A 13,901-nucleotide genomic window follows, 5' to 3' on the forward strand; every position below is an offset into this window, starting at 1 on the left:
GAGATGGGACGACCACGCACCGCGATCGGCACCTTCGGCGAGTTCACCTACGTTCCGGCCCCCAACGGCAGGATCAAGGCGCGCGTGCGCTTCCGCGACGACGATGGACAACTTCGACTCGTCCAAGCGACGGGAGGCACTCGCAAGTCTGCCGAGCGCGCACTCAAGCAGAAGCTCACGCGTCGTGATCGCTTTTCCGCCGGCAGCCGAGACCTGTCGGGCGACAGTACGTTCGGTCGTCTTGTCGAGGTGTGGCTCGCAGATCTCGATCTCACCGACAAGCTTGCGCCGAGCACACGTGCGCTCTACGAGCGCAACATGCGCCAACTTGTAATGCCGGCCTTCGAGTCCCACACGCTCCGCGAGATCAATGTGCGCAAGGTCGACCAGTTCATCAAGAAGCTCGCGTCCACCAAGAGTTACAGCACGGCCAAGCAGGCGCGAACGGTCCTCAGCCTCGCCTTTGGTCTGGCGGTCCGGTACGACGCTCTTAAGGAGAACCCGGTCCGCGGCATCGCCCGGATGCACAAGCCGCCGTCGCAGACCATGGCGCTGACTCTTGAGCAAGTCGACGCCATCCGAGACGCCGCACGAGGTTGGCGCCGCGCGCCAGGAACGCCGGGTCCGCCGCCGGACGGTCAGTTGGAGCAGATCATCGAGGCCATGCTGGGCACTTCTGCCCGCATCGGCGAGGTGCTCGCGATCCGCAAGTGCGATGTCGACGTGACCGTGTCGCCGGCCACGGTGCGGATCTGCGGGGCCATCGTCTCGCCGGCGGGCAAGCCGACGTACCGACAGGCTCACCCGAAGACGCAGAAGTCGACACGTGTGGTGTCGGTTCCGAGCTTCGCAGCTGAAGTTATCCGGCAGAGACTCGTCGTCGTCGGTCCCGAGGGGCCGGACCAGTTGCTGTTCTTCACCCGCAACGGCACGCCTCTCACGACCAACAACATTCGCCGGCGCTTGCGGGCGGTGCTGTCGGAGGCGGGGATCGAGGGCGTCACCCCGCACGCCTTCCGCCGCACGGTCGCGACCGTTCTCGATCGGGCAAGTGGGCCTGACCTCGCTGCCGAACTTCTCGGTCACACCTCGTCGAAGATCACCAAAGAGCACTACATCCAGCCCGACGAGGCAGTCGATCCGGTGACGGCCGAGATCCTGGAGGCGCTTGCCCCGAAGCGAGTGGAGGGGCAGCCGTGAACGACGACATGGTGGAACCGACGCCTCTTCCGAATCGTAATGCAATGCATTACGATGGGCGAGTGTTCGAGCGCGTCGACTGGTCACATCGCGGCGCCTACATGCAAGGCAAGCACGGCATCACGCCAGCGATCGCCGACGAGGCGCTCGAAGACCCCAACCGGGTCATGATCGACCCCGACTACAACAGCGAGAGCGGCAAGAGCGTCAGGATCATCGGATTCTCGGTCGCGGCGGATGACGTGATCAGCGTGATCGTTCTGGAGAACGACGGGACCGAGTACGGCGTCAACGGATGGGCAGCAAACGAGAAGGACCGACGGCTCTACGCCGCGGGTAGCGAAGGAGAAGCGGATGACCAACGGGATTGAGGAATTGCTCGCAGCAGAGGCCGAAGCGGCTGAGGCGGCCGAGGCAACCAGCGACGCGAACGCGCCGCTGCCGGCGCACGTGAAGGTCACTCGCGGAACCGCGCGCTCGAAGAACCTCCAGGTCCGCTTTCGGGATGAGGAGTTCGACGAGCTCGCGGAGTACGCCGACCAGCGCGGCCTCCCGGTGTCGACGGTCGTCCGCATGCTCGTGCTGCAGGCGATCGCACCTGCGGACGATCTGAAGGCCGCACTCGATCGGCTCGAAAGTGATCTGGCCGCGGTACGGCGCAAGGCGCTTAGCGCCTGATCACATCGCCGGGCCGGACTGTGCCCGGCGCGCCTCAGGTCGATGCACGAGGGCTGCAGCGAGCTCTTCCCGACTCGCAGCGGCCTTCTTCGGCGCCCGGGGTGTCTCAGCCTCGGGGCGCAGTTCATTACGCACCAGTTCAAGGAGTTCCTGGCACACGTCGGCGGTCATGGGCACGTAGCGCTGTCGGCCCGGCTTCACGAAGCCAGCCGCGTCCTTGTCGACACGGGGGAAGGGCACGCGGGCGAAGTAGATCCGCTCTCGGGCGCCCTGCTGGATCACCTGGGTGATGCGCTCGTCGATCTCGCGCCCGAGTTGGGCGAGGTGACGAAGGGCCCCAGACTCGTCGGTGGCGGTTCCTGCCTGCACAGCGCGTCTGAACTGCTCGATACGGCTCGCTGCGAGGGCCGCTTGGCCGGCGGCAGGGCCGCCGTTGCCAACCATCCCGCCGATGTCATGGGTCGCGTGGATGAGCCGGAGGTAGGTCGAGGCGCGGTCGGTCCACTCGGCCGAGGCGCGTGGATCGAGGGTGGCTGCGTCGCGGGAGACGATGCGCTGGGAGTCGAGGACGAGTCGCAGGCTTCGGGCGTCGGGGAACTCGCCGAGGTGAACAAGCAGGTTGTGCTGCGCCTGGAGTACGCCCGTGAGTCCGGGCAGCCCAGGTCCCTCAACGAGAGTGCGGCGGGGCTGCCATCCGCGAAGGTCGATCGTGTAGTCGGGCTCGTCGTACCCGGCGAAGGTCGCGCACGTCTCCGCCGCGCGAGCGAGCCAGCCGGCGTCCTTGAGCGGCTGCCAGCCGGGGATGTTGGAGTAGCGGCGGTCGAGTCCGACGAGGCCCCGGGCCACGGCGGAGGCGTCCTTAAGCAAGGTCATGCACTGCACCTGGGAGAGCCGGCCGTATCCGAGGCCCGCATCGAAGTCGTGTTCACCGAGCGTTGCGGCTCGCGCGACCTGCCGCCACGACTCGACCATCGCAAATGGTTGCTCGGAAGTCAGCTCGTCGAGCCCAGGAAGCCCGCTCGAGTGGGCGATCGCCACATCGAGCCGGTAGCGCAGTTCCTCGGCCGGGCCGCGAGTCCGCGTGCTGGTTCCTTGAAGGTTCATCCGCGGGTTTGCGGCGCGTACCGCCTGAACGCACCACACGAGCCCTGAATGGCGGTACCTGCCGATCTGCTCTCCAAGGAGGCGACGTTCGTCGACGCTTGTGGTCTCCGGAATGCTGTGGCTTCCTGCGCCGCCGAGGCGTTGCTGGACGCGGTGCTGGCGCAGCAGTGTGCTGAGTTCGGCGCGCAGGTGGCCGCCGTTCTCGGCGTACATCAGGGGATGTCTTTCGCCTTGGCCGCGTCGAGCATGTCAAGCAGAAGCTCGACCTGGAGCGCGTCGACGCCGTGGCCCAGGAGGTCCTCGATCGCCCGCTCAGCGATCCCGTAGAGGATCTCGGCGCCCTCGTCGTAGACGTCGCTTATGCCGGGGATGTAGTCGCCGTGAATGACATCGAGATGGAGCAGGACGCGCTCGTACTCGGCTGATGCTTCGTCGTTGTACGCGCGCCTTGCAAGCGCCGCGAGGTGCGACCGGGCCTCAGCGAGAGTGATCGCGTGAGAGAGCAACATGAATGGTTCCTTTCGATTCCGGGACCTGAGTCCCGCTTGATGACTCCACCTGCCAGGACGGCATCCAGGGCCGGCTGTGTGGATTGCTGTGGACGGTGCTGGGCGGCGTCGCTGCTGTGGATCAGCCAGCCCGGGCAGCGCGGACCCGCTCCTCGATCCGGCGGCGAGCAGCGACGTCCTCGACCACGAACTCGATGAAGTCGGCGCCGCGGTCCTCAATGACGACCTCGGCCCCGGCAGGTTGGGCGTCTTCACCCGGCCAGGTCGTCTGTCGCGTAGGTCGGTCGTGGTCGAGGCGGGTCCCGCAGGTGGCGACCCATTCGCGCAGTCGCTGGCGGGCGTCGGCGAAGTCGCGGTGCCACATGATCGGGGCTGACGGCGACCCATCCGGGTCGTAGGAGTTCAGCCAGTGCAGGTGCAGTGCTGAGAGCTCCCAGACCAGCTCGTCATGGCGATGCCAGAAAGGCGGGATCACCGTCGGCGGGAGACCGTAGGTCGACCGGAGCCAGTCCACCCACGCGTTGAGGTCCAGCCACTCCGCTTCAGCCTCTTCGCTGGAGAGGAGGTTCCAGTTCAGCGGCCGGAGCGGCTCTTCTGGCTCCTCGGGCCCGGAGTATTCGACTGAGCCGTTGAACATCGGATGGATGCTCGCGTCGAAGTCGGGGTCGAGCAGTGACTCCTGCGGGCCGTCGACAGTCGGCATGGCAGTTGCTCCGACTTAAAGGCCGACGACTCGCGGCGGCTCACTCGCCGCGGTCAACTGGTCGGCCGGCGGGTCGGGCTGGTTCGCCGGCGTCCGATCGACCGAGTACCGGGTCCAGGTGGTGTCGTGGCCGATGTGCTTGGCGACGAACTGTTCCCGGGTCACGGTCTGCTCGTTCCACGTCTTCTCGTACTCGGTGATGTAGCCCGAGGCGACGAACTGGTCGCCTACCCTGAAGCGGGCGTAGGCCCGCTTGGCGGACTCGCCGTACATCACGAGGTTGTGGAACGTCGGGTCGAGCTTGGTGAACGAGCCGTCGGGCTCCTTGCGCCAGTGCTCGACGCCGACGCGGGCGTAGAACCGGGCGTCCTTCGAGTCGGGCTTGCTCAGTTCGGGTGCGGTAGCGATGAAGCCGTGGAGGCTCATCTGGGTCGGGATGGTCATTGCTGACTCCTGCGATCTCGCGGACCCTCGAATGGCGCCCGCTCTCAGAAATCAGGTGTCTGCGACAGGCCGCAACCGGGGCGGTGTCTTGCTAATCTGAGGGTGTCCCTTCGGCTCCATGGACCTACAAATGCGGGTGAGCCGGGCGCATCAGCGCATACCGCCAACGTGTCGTTCGTCGTTAGAGGCGAGGCGCCACTCCATTCAGGTATCTCTGTTGGAGGGCGCCATGTGCACCAAGATCCCGTACGCCAACCGCTGGCTCGCGCGTCGCGTGTTGGAGAAACTGCAAGAGCAGGGACGACCTGTTCAGTCGATCCATCCCTGCTTCTCGGGCCACCGAGGGGCATGGCACGTGACAAGTCAGAAGCAGCGGCAGTGGTGATCAGCGCCAGCTTGTCGGTCACCGGCGTCGGAGGGTTGCCTCGATGGCGGTCCGGTCGATACGCAGTTCCTCGGCGTCGCGGCGCACGGTCCATGGGCGTAATTCGGTCACCACGGGCGGGGCGCTGCGGAGGAGGACGAGAGCTGTGCCGAACGGCAGTGTCCGGATCGCCTCTGGTGGCATGACCGCCACACGGCGCATGGAGCGTTGGAGGGACCGAGAGCCGTAGTCGCCGACAGAGATGGTGTCGGTCCGTTCGTCGCGCTCGCCGATGAGGGCAGAGAGGTCCTGCAGGTCACGCGCGGCCGATGTCCCGCCCAGTACGACCTTCACGATCGACGCGTCCCAGATCGCGCCGGCCGCGTGGTCACCCCACTTGTCGCGTGCCTGCGAGAGGGACTGCAACACCGGCATCGTCGTGATGCCAGTTCCTCCGCCTTCAGCCATCAGGACCGGCATCGACGGCAGCGGTGACAAGTTGCCGATCTCATCCAGGGCCATCAGCAGTGGTGGATCGAGCCGGGCTCCGGGGGAGGCCGCAGCGAGGTGACGGGCCGTCTCGACGAGGTCCTCGATGAACGCCGCGACCAGTGACCAGGAGGCGCCGGCGCCAGCACCGGTCGCGAGCAAGTACAGCGTGCCGTTGCTGGTCAGGAAGCTCGCGGGGTCGAACTCTTCGCCGGCTGCCGGCGAGACCGCGTCGAGGACGCGCGGGTCGGCCAGACATGACAGCGCGAGGGAGACCCCCATCCAGATGGAGTCCCGGGTGCGCGGGTCGGAGTGGATCATCGACTCGAGCGAGTCGGCCCAGCCAGGGGCGGCGTGTGGGTCGCTGCTCAAGATGGCTACTGCGTCCGCTGCTGCTGACGGCGAGAGCGTCCACGCGAACAACTCAGCGGGGCTACGCCGGTCGAGTGCTGCGGCGTGGAGCAGGGACTGCAACGCCGTGCGGGTCTTGCCTTCCCAGAATCCGCCCGACTCGACCCCTCCCGTCGACAAGCCAGTCGCGGACGCAAGGCCCGTTGCTCGGATCATCGCGGTCAGCGGGTCTTCGCAGCCCCGCACCGGCGACCACCGCAACCCGGACGGGAGTCCGTCTGCCAGACGCTGGGGGTCGAAGACCGCGACGGGGCCACGTCGACTGCGGGCAGTGATCGTGGCCGCGATGTTGTCTGGCCGCGTTGCGGTGGTGATGACCGCGCCCGGCGCGTCGAGGATGGCGTTGATAACGACGTGCAGACCCTTGCCGGAGCGAGGCGGTCCCAGAAGAAGGATCGAGTCCTCGACCGAGGCCCACACCTCGGTGCCGCGAGCTCGCCCCAGGAGGTAGCCGATGTCCGGGGCGTCCGGCCGGTCAAGCGATGGTCGGAGAGTTCGGCCGCGCGCCAGGAGGGATTTCTTCGATGCCGTCACTCGAACGTCGCGGGACGTGGCGGTACCGGCGAGTCGGTGCGGGTCGCGTGTGGTGTGCTCGCGCCATCCGCTGACTCGTCGCCAGACAACGAGCGCCGCACAGACGACGCCAGCGACCATCAGGGCGACCACGAGCCAGTAGAGCCATGGGGACATGCCCGGCGTGCCCAGCGCCCTCCCCGGTCGCTCGGGGTCGGCTAGGACGCGCAAGCCTGACGCCCAGCCGTACCTCGGCAGATCGGCACCCGTCGCCCAAGCGGTGACCGTGCCTGCGAGTCTCAGTGCGGCAGCGAGGCAGCCCAGGGCAGCGATTCCGATGAGCCCGAGGTTGACCAAGTCGTTGTCGACCGACTGGCCGCGCGGGTTCATGCGCCGATCACCCTGACGGTTCCTGAGGTCCGCCCCAGCAACACGACGTTGCCTCGGTGGGCGGACAGCAAAGCAGGCGGCAGGCGGTTCTCCAGCGGGTCGACTCCGTGCTGGTGACGTCCAAGGATGACGGCGATGGACACCTCCTCGTCGGGGAGGAATCCATCAGCGGTCTCTGTCGGAGCTTGGTCGGCTGCACGGTGCTCAGTGGGTCGTGGTCTTGGAGTCACGATGTCGGTGAAGGTGTTGCCGTCGGACTCGTAGACCTCGACACGCACGGGTGCGCCGAGGTCGTCGGCAATCGACTTCACGACGCTAGCGAGGTCGTCGCGGGTCACACTCCCGTCCGCGGCATACGGCTCGCGGTCAAGGCGGACGTCAAGAAATCCAGTGTCGTTGACGACCACCTCGACCAAGGGCATCACGACGGGCACCTTGAGCGTTCCGTGGTCGTCGCGCCGGTAGGGCGCCGTGGTGTTGAGCATGGTCAGTGCCCCAGGACATCGACGTGAGTCCGAGCGGCCGGCGAGGCCTGTGCTGGTGCCCGATGGGCTGCAGGAGTGTCTCGGTCCAGCCCCGGAGGGTTCCCGTCACCGACCTTCGTGGTCGGGAGGTTGTCGAGGATGGTGAGCGACGCAGCGCGGACACGGTCGGCTGTTGCCTGGACGACCTCGACCGGTGACTTGCCGGGCACGTCGCTGGCCCATGTCGAGACGTAAGGAACCGTGTAGTTCGTCGTGTCGAGCCCATGAGCAGCACCGACCATGAGCGCGACCGACTCGGCCTCGACCTCAGCGATTCCGCGGTGCATCGCTGCGTCGACGTTGTCGGGCCCGTGGAGCATGACGTGACCGAGTTCGTGGGCCAACGTCTTCACCTGCGCAGCGTCATCCATGTCCATCCGGACCGAGACCTCTTGGGTGAGGTAGTCGGTCAGTCCGTTTGCTCCGCCGATCGAGCGAGCGGTGGAGACCAGTCGCAGCTCGAACCCGCGGGCAACGATCTGGTCTGCCAGCCCGTCCCACAGGCCGTCCGGCGCCTCGCCTTCGAGCAGTTGCGGGCGCGGCGGCTCGGGGATCGGTTCGCCGTCGGTCTGGGAGATGTCCCAGACGTGGGCTGGCTTGAGGCCGATCATCCGAGAGTGGACGGTCTCGCCCCCATGTGGCTTCTCACCGCGCCCGAGTCGTCGCCACGACTCGGGATTCTGCGGGGTCGCTGAGGCGAACCGGGCCGTCACCGGGGCGAGGATCGCGTACCCGCCCTGCCCCTTCATCACATGACGGTTCAGGCTCAACCACTGCTTGAAACCAGCCACGTTCGTCGGCACAGGCCCGGGCACCCGGCCCTCCTGGTACGCCGCGTTGTGTTGGCTGAAGATCAAGAGGGTGTTGTTAAACGACCGGCTTCGGAACTGTGCGGCGAACTCCAACGCACGTCGCCAGTCGTCGCCGCTGACTAGCGCGCCGACGGCATTGGTGAGCTTCTGATGCAGGGCGTCGATCTTGGCTTCGCGTTCGGCCAGGCCGCTGGTCTGAGTCCTCATCGTGTTCCTCCGTCCGGTGTCGTCTCGGAAGGCAGGTGTGAAGGATTGGCCGCATTCATCCGACCGGTCGTGTCGAACAATTCGAGCTCGGCCGGATGCAGCTGATGTTGGACAACGAACGAGCGGTGCTTGATCCGCCAGAGCCCTTGGCCGGTTCCCAGAGTCGGCAGCAGCGACTGCTCCGTGCCGGTAAGCCCGAGCGCGGTGGCCGTCGAGCCGAGCTGGTCGGACTCCTGCCGATAGACGATCCGCGTCTCGGCGTTCGCGAGGAGCGACGATGCGAGAGCGCGCATCGCGCTGCCCTGGTCGCCAACATTGTCGAGGTCGCTGAGCTTGTGGAAGATCAGCATGTTCGCGATCCCGTAGTGCCGGGCGAGGCGCCAGTGGGCGTCCATCCTCCGTAGCAAGGCCGGGTGCGACATCAGGCGCCAGGCTTCGTCGTACACCACCCATCGCTGCCCGCCAGCGGGGTCGAGAAGCGCCGACTCCATCCAGGCTGAAGCGCAGGTCATGAGGACCGAGATCAAGGTGGCGTTCTCGGTGACGCGGGACAGATCGAGCGAGACCATCGGCAACGTGGGGTCGAAACGCACGGTGCTCGGGCCGTCGAACAGTCCCGCCAGGTCGCCGGCGACCAGCCGTCGGAGGGCGTGTCCGACGAGCCGCCCGTCCTCGGCGAGCCGACCGTCAGTATCGGTCGAACGGTCCGGAGCGAGAAGCCGCTCGACGACCATCGGAAGCACGGGCACCTCGGTCGAACTGACGGCATCGGATAGCGCGACGTCAATTGCCGTGTGTTCGAGTGGACTGAGCCGACGGTCGAGGACCGTCTCCGCCAGAGCTCCCAACAGGTCGCGGCGTCGAGCTGTGACCTGGGCCTGCCATTGGGCGTCGTCGACCGACTCGGGGCGGTGCCCCTCGTCCAGAGGGTTCAGGCGGTTGGACATCCCGTGCCCGAGAGCGATGGCGCGGCCGCCAACTGCTTCGGCAACGGCGGTGTGCTCGCCCTTCGGGTCTCCCGGCACGTAGACCCGTCGCCCGAAGGGAATCGACCGTGTGTAGAGGCTCTTCGCCAGGGCCGACTTTCCAGAGCCGACGATGCCAGCGAGCACGAGGTTGGGTGCGGTGATCAGGCCGCGCGCGTAGAGAACCCACGGGTCATAGACGAACGAGCTGCCGCTGTAGAGGTCCTGGCCTACGAAGACGCCGTCGCTGCCGAGACCGCCTTCGGCCAGGAATGGGTAGGCGCCGGCCAAAGTTGCGGACGTGTCCTGGTGGCGGGGGATCCGAAGCCGCCCCGGCGTCCGGAGAGCAGCCGGCCCATGGTCGCCGGACTTCGGCAAGACGATCGTTGCTTTGCGCTCCGCAGTGAGTGCATCGGATTTGGCCTTCGCCTCGGCCTTGCGTGTCTCGCGGTCCTCGGCCAGCCGCGACTTCGCTGCGGCTCTACGCAATCGACGGTCACCGCGTCGCTCTCGGCGAGGTGAGACCAGCACGGCGCTGTGGAGCCGGCCATCCTGCCAGCCGCTCACAGCCCGATCCTGTGATCAGCCGCGGGTGTCGTTGACCGGGAGTGCTCTGGGAACTCTCGGTGGTAGGCGAGCATCGCCTCGGCCACGTGAGCGTTCGCGACAGTCTCGCCGACTTGGCGGAGCATCTCGCCAGCACGGTGCAGATCCCACGACACCCGGTAGGAGGCGGAGCGGGCCTTGGCGGATGCCTCGGGCATCCACTCGCTCTTTCGTGGACCGTCGTCATGAAACGTGGCGATCTGGTGCAGCGATTGACTCATCGAAGCGAGCGCCGCTGTCAGCGAGCCGAGCACCGAATAGATCTCGCGCGGGTCGTCGATGGAGCGGGTCGCGTGGGCGAGCGCGCGCAGGGCAGTCTGTACTTCGTCGGCGTCGGCCGCCGGATCCTCGAATGTCGGCATCGTGTCGCTCCTCATTGGGCAGTCCGTCACTGAAGAGGTGGCGTGCTCTGAACGTGTCGGCGCTTTCTGCTGTGGGGCACCACGTTTCGCAGCATCCGTCGGACGTCTCTGACAGGCTCACTAGCGACGAATGAGGTGCGGGGAGAAGGAGTTGGGCACGTGATCGGAGGTCGGCAGGAAAACTCTTGGTCCCCGTCGATCTGGGCACGACACTTCGGTCGGGCCCCGTATTGGACGGTCGGCGTCGCTGAGCAGCACATCACCGTCATGACGCCGACAGGGATCGTGAACCTTCACGTCGCCGAGCGCGAGAAGCTTCGCTTCGAGGGCGGGTCTGTTTGGGTGCGCCTGTCAGCTCCCGAGCTCGGGATCGTTCAGCCGTTGACTGGCCTCGCGAAACGGGCTGTCGAGGCGTTCAACGCTGCAGTGGCGCGTGAGTTCGCGGAGTACGAGTCCACGTTTGACCTCCAACCCTTCCTCGAGGCGTTGGTTCTCTGGTGGTCCTCATTTCAAGAGGCGACTCGCGATGCCTGGAAGATGCGGCATTGGCTCACGGAGGAGTTCATCGTCGAGTGGGACCGGTCCCTCGGCCACACGGTCTCGGGCACCGCGCTTTCTACAGGCCAGCAGCGAGCGCTCTCAGCAAGGGTGAGCGGCGTCGAGGCGGAGGCCTTCAACGCAGCATTCGGCGACTGGACCGTCCGGTCACACGCGGCCGATCAGAACGACGCGCTCGTGAACCTTGAACTGATCGATGAACGCTTATTCTTCGACAGGATCGAGAAGACCCCACTCACCGACGAGCAGGCGCGTGCCGTCATCTGCTTCGACAACAGGGTGCAGCTCGTCGCGTCCGCGGGTTCTGGGAAGACATCGACGATGGTCGCCAAGGCCGGATGGACGATCCGGAAGGCCCTCGCCGACGCCGACGAGATACTGCTGCTCGCGTTCAACAAGGCGGCCGCAGCGGAGCTCGGCGACCGATGCGCGGCCCGGCTTGCCAACGCAGGCATCCCGTCCGACGGTCTCAACGCCACGACGTTCCACGCCTTTGGGTTGAGGGTGATCGGTGAAGCGACCGGTGAGAAGCCGCGCCTTGCCCCAGGCCTCGACAACAACAACGGGGTCGGTCTCTTGGCCGATGTCGTGCGGGCGTTGCGACGGAGGTCGCCGGAGTTCGCAGCACGCTGGTCGCTGTTTCAAAACGTCTTGGGTGTCCCCGTGAGCGCCGAGGCGGAGCCTGAGCCTGACGCATGGGATCCGCAGAAACGTCGAAGCGGATACCGCGCGCTCAACCTCGACATCATGAAGAGCGCCGGCGAGCGAGCGATCGCGAACTGGCTCATCAAGGCCGGTGTCGATTTTGAATACGAGCGTCCATACGAGGTCAACGTCGCGGATGCGCAGCACTCGCAGTATCGTCCCGACTTCTTCTATCCATCGATCGGTGTGTACCACGAGCACTGGGCGCTGGTGCACGGTCAGGTGGAGCCTCCCGGGTACGAGGGGTATCTCGAGTCCAGTGCCTGGAAGAAGAGAGTTCACTCTGCCAACGGCACCACCCTCATCGAGACTGCGGCGAAGGACCTCGGCAACGGCAGTTTGTTCGCCCAGCTGGAACGCCAGCTCCGAGCCGGCGGCGTCGAACCTGACTTCGACCCGGATCGGTCCGTCCCCGGAAGCCCTCTCCTGACGGACAGGGAGATGCTCAACCTGTTTCGGACCTTCTTGGCGCACGCGAAGAGCAACCGGCTTGAGCCAGCGGATCTTCGGTCGCGCGTCGCCAAGGCGCGGAACGGCACCCCTGATCTCCGCGAGTCCCTGTTCCTCGATCTCTTCGATGACGTGCGCGAGGAGTGGGACTCCCGGCTTCGCGAGGCGAGCGAAGTCGATTTCGAAGACATGTTGAACCAGGCGACGGATCTCGTCGAAGCCGGGAAGTGGCTGTCCCCCTTCCGGGTCGTCCTCGTTGACGAGTTCCAGGACGCCAGCCACGCGCGCGCGAGGCTGGTGAAGGCGTTGGTCAACCGCCCGGCCCACTTTCTCTTCGCCGTTGGAGACGACTGGCAGTCGATCTACCGGTTCGCGGGCTCCGACATCTCGGCGATGACGCAATTTGAGGAGACCTTCGGGGCTGGTCACGTCATGCGCCTGGAACGAACCTTCCGGAGTTCCCAAGAGCTCAGCACGCTCGCGGGCGACTTCGTCATGAAGAACCCGAACCAACTGGCGAAGAAGGTCCGTTCGGAAGGCTCCCACCCGGCGCCGGTAGAACTCGCCCTGGTCGACACCGACGCCGGGGTCACCGACGCGATCGCCCAGAGACTCAGCGAGCTTTCTGCAGCGGTCTCCGAGGGGTCGAGCCTGTCGGTCAAGATCCTTGGCCGCTACCGCTACGAGGAAGAGCTTGTCCCGCGCACCCGATATCGCGGGCTCGACGTCACATTCCAAACAGTTCACTCATCGAAGGGACTCGAGGCGGACCACGTGATCATCCCGGGACTCAACCGCGGTGGATTTCCGAGCACCAAGGAAGACGACCCGCTTCTGCGCCTTGCGCTACCGGAGGGCGATGACTACCCGCACGCAGAAGAGCGGCGACTCTTCTACGTCGCGCTCACCCGAGCGCGGGACTCGGTGCTACTGATTGCCCGAGGCGGCCGCGAGTCGGAGTTCGTGACCGAGTTGATCAGCGATGGAGTGATATCCCTACTTGGCGACCACGAGGCAGGCGAGGCTCCCGAGAGGTGCCCGCAATGCGGCCGAGGGCTGATGGTCGTGCGGCAGGGGAAGTACGGACCGTTCCTGGCATGCAACCGCTTCCCGGCCTGCACTTCGAAGCGATCAATCACCAGCTGACCGACGCCGGGCGTCCATGGCCAGACCTATAGGAGAGCACCAAATGTCGAAGCGTGACGAGCGTGAGAGGCAGCGAATGATGGCGATGCTGCCTGATGAAGGCGAGGTGGCGGGGGAGATCTTTGCCGCGATGGCAACGGTGGGGGAGCCCGGAGCTGTCATCACCCCGGACCTGGCTGCTCTCGCGGCCCAAGTCGCTGGTGCTGAGGCCGCCGGACGGTGGCTCAAGGTCGGGCACACGCTCGACGACTGCGGGATGGTTCGCAGGTTCTACGAGTACGTCGGTAGCCACATCAGTGAGGACGTCGCACCTGGGGGCCGGCTCGACGGCGCAACGCTTCCAGACGGAGATGCTGATTCTGACGCAGGGTCCGAACTGGAAGATCCGCTACCAGTGTCGCGCGGCATTCGTAATGAGCCCGCCCTCGATGCAGATCCCACGTCGCTGATAGCGACCGCCGGCGGCTACATCGACGGTGGCTGGGAGGAGTTCCGGAGCTCCCGGTTCTCAACGAAGCTTGATGGAACATGGGTGCTCAACAGCTATCCCGCGCAGGGTGTTCTGGCCCTGCAATTCATGGGCCGCAACTTCTCGGGATTCGCCGAGGTCTTCAAGGACGACATCGCGACGGTTCGGGTCGCTGCCAAGGGCCTCAACTTCGCCGTTGAGCTGGTCGATTGCAACGGCAACCGGCTTGTTGCTGTTGGTCCGAAGGGGCGGCTCCGCAACGTCTTCAAGCAGCTCGGCTATGCGATCTGAC

At 66.1% G+C, this 13,901-nt stretch carries 14 protein-coding genes; 5 read left to right on the forward strand and 9 right to left on the reverse strand.

Translation table 11 applies throughout. From position 1 onward, the window contains the following. Positions 1-3 precede the first annotated feature (3 nt). From G7071_RS09630 to G7071_RS09640, 3 genes are read left to right on the forward strand one after another with little or no spacing between them, the layout of a single operon-like run. Positions 4-1,200, forward strand: a complete 1,197-nt coding sequence (locus G7071_RS09630; protein WP_166317948.1) for a tyrosine-type recombinase/integrase — start codon at positions 4-6, stop codon at positions 1,198-1,200. Further along, a complete protein-coding gene (locus G7071_RS09635) occupies positions 1,197-1,571 on the forward strand; it encodes a hypothetical protein (protein WP_206062751.1) in 375 nt (124 codons plus the stop codon). Before G7071_RS09630 ends, G7071_RS09635 begins: the two co-directional genes overlap by 4 nt. Beyond that, positions 1,555-1,878 carry a hypothetical protein gene (locus tag G7071_RS09640; protein ID WP_206062752.1) on the forward strand — a complete coding sequence of 108 codons (324 nt, stop codon included), beginning with the start codon at positions 1,555-1,557 and terminating at the stop codon, positions 1,876-1,878. The genes G7071_RS09635 and G7071_RS09640 overlap by 17 nt, the downstream gene beginning before the upstream one ends. Here G7071_RS09640 and G7071_RS09645 read toward each other — a convergent pair whose 3' ends face one another. From G7071_RS09645 to G7071_RS09685, 9 genes are all read right to left on the reverse strand, one after another. Then, positions 1,879-2,751, reverse strand: a complete 873-nt coding sequence (locus G7071_RS09645; RefSeq protein ID WP_166317951.1) for a hypothetical protein — start codon at positions 2,749-2,751, stop codon at positions 1,879-1,881. It lies immediately after the preceding gene. Between the two features lie 443 nt (positions 2,752-3,194). Then, on the reverse strand, positions 3,195-3,491 hold the full coding sequence (locus tag G7071_RS09650) for a hypothetical protein (RefSeq protein ID WP_166317954.1): 297 nt from the start codon (positions 3,489-3,491) through the stop codon (positions 3,195-3,197). Between the two features lie 121 nt (positions 3,492-3,612). Then, complete coding sequence (locus G7071_RS09655; RefSeq protein WP_166321026.1) at positions 3,613-4,128, reverse strand: hypothetical protein; 516 nt, start codon at positions 4,126-4,128, stop codon at positions 3,613-3,615. Positions 4,129-4,209: 81 nt separating this feature from the next. Further along, positions 4,210-4,638 (reverse strand): single-stranded DNA-binding protein, encoded by a 429-nt coding sequence (locus tag G7071_RS09660; protein ID WP_166317957.1) that lies wholly within the window; start codon positions 4,636-4,638, stop codon positions 4,210-4,212. A gap of 403 nt (positions 4,639-5,041) precedes the next feature. Next, positions 5,042-6,805: a type IV secretory system conjugative DNA transfer family protein gene (locus tag G7071_RS09665; RefSeq protein WP_166317960.1), complete on the reverse strand. Its 1,764-nt coding sequence runs from the start codon at positions 6,803-6,805 to the stop codon at positions 5,042-5,044. After that, entirely contained in the window at positions 6,802-7,290 is a 489-nt protein-coding gene (locus tag G7071_RS09670) for a hypothetical protein (protein ID WP_166317963.1), read from the reverse strand. The genes G7071_RS09665 and G7071_RS09670 overlap by 4 nt, the downstream gene beginning before the upstream one ends. A 2-nt stretch (positions 7,291-7,292) precedes the next feature. Further along, positions 7,293-8,348 carry an ArdC-like ssDNA-binding domain-containing protein gene (locus G7071_RS09675; protein ID WP_166317966.1) on the reverse strand — a complete coding sequence of 352 codons (1,056 nt, stop codon included), beginning with the start codon at positions 8,346-8,348 and terminating at the stop codon, positions 7,293-7,295. Continuing rightward, positions 8,345-9,880: an ATP-binding protein gene (locus G7071_RS09680; protein ID WP_166317969.1), complete on the reverse strand. Its 1,536-nt coding sequence runs from the start codon at positions 9,878-9,880 to the stop codon at positions 8,345-8,347. Before G7071_RS09680 ends, G7071_RS09675 begins: the two co-directional genes overlap by 4 nt. Further along, entirely contained in the window at positions 9,877-10,281 is a 405-nt protein-coding gene (locus G7071_RS09685; protein WP_166317972.1) for a hypothetical protein, read from the reverse strand. The genes G7071_RS09680 and G7071_RS09685 overlap by 4 nt, the downstream gene beginning before the upstream one ends. Positions 10,282-10,548: 267 nt before the next feature. Between G7071_RS09685 and G7071_RS09690 the strand changes: the two genes are divergently transcribed. Continuing rightward, positions 10,549-13,140 (forward strand): UvrD-helicase domain-containing protein, encoded by a 2,592-nt coding sequence (locus G7071_RS09690; RefSeq protein WP_166317975.1) that lies wholly within the window; start codon positions 10,549-10,551, stop codon positions 13,138-13,140. Positions 13,141-13,183: 43 nt separating this feature from the next. After that, the gene (locus tag G7071_RS09695) at positions 13,184-13,900 is read left to right on the forward strand and encodes a hypothetical protein (RefSeq protein WP_166317978.1); all 717 of its coding nucleotides are present in this window, start codon (positions 13,184-13,186) and stop codon (positions 13,898-13,900) included. Position 13,901: the final 1 nt, after the last annotated feature.

It is taken from the genome of Nocardioides piscis (assembly GCF_011300215.1).
GTDB classification, from domain to species: Bacteria; Actinomycetota; Actinomycetes; order Propionibacteriales; family Nocardioidaceae; genus Nocardioides; species Nocardioides piscis.

What these genes read in the sequence shown, in the direction of transcription:
- G7071_RS09645 (WP_166317951.1), bottom strand. Translation starts at nt 2,751, where the DNA reads ATGACCTTGCTTAAGGACGCCTCCGCCGTGGCCCGGGGCCTCGTCGGA.
- G7071_RS09675 (WP_166317966.1), bottom strand. Translation starts at nt 8,348, where the DNA reads ATGAGGACTCAGACCAGCGGCCTGGCCGAACGCGAAGCCAAGATCGAC.
- G7071_RS09690 (WP_166317975.1), top strand. Translation starts at nt 10,549, where the DNA reads ATGACGCCGACAGGGATCGTGAACCTTCACGTCGCCGAGCGCGAGAAG.
- G7071_RS09655 (WP_166321026.1), bottom strand. Translation starts at nt 4,128, where the DNA reads ATGTTCAACGGCTCAGTCGAATACTCCGGGCCCGAGGAGCCAGAAGAG.
- G7071_RS09650 (WP_166317954.1), bottom strand. Translation starts at nt 3,491, where the DNA reads ATGTTGCTCTCTCACGCGATCACTCTCGCTGAGGCCCGGTCGCACCTC.
- G7071_RS09640 (WP_206062752.1), top strand. Translation starts at nt 1,555, where the DNA reads ATGACCAACGGGATTGAGGAATTGCTCGCAGCAGAGGCCGAAGCGGCT.
- G7071_RS09670 (WP_166317963.1), bottom strand. Translation starts at nt 7,290, where the DNA reads ATGCTCAACACCACGGCGCCCTACCGGCGCGACGACCACGGAACGCTC.
- G7071_RS09695 (WP_166317978.1), top strand. Translation starts at nt 13,184, where the DNA reads ATGTCGAAGCGTGACGAGCGTGAGAGGCAGCGAATGATGGCGATGCTG.
- G7071_RS09665 (WP_166317960.1), bottom strand. Translation starts at nt 6,805, where the DNA reads ATGAACCCGCGCGGCCAGTCGGTCGACAACGACTTGGTCAACCTCGGG.
- G7071_RS09630 (WP_166317948.1), top strand. Translation starts at nt 4, where the DNA reads ATGGGACGACCACGCACCGCGATCGGCACCTTCGGCGAGTTCACCTAC.
- G7071_RS09660 (WP_166317957.1), bottom strand. Translation starts at nt 4,638, where the DNA reads ATGACCATCCCGACCCAGATGAGCCTCCACGGCTTCATCGCTACCGCA.
- G7071_RS09685 (WP_166317972.1), bottom strand. Translation starts at nt 10,281, where the DNA reads ATGCCGACATTCGAGGATCCGGCGGCCGACGCCGACGAAGTACAGACT.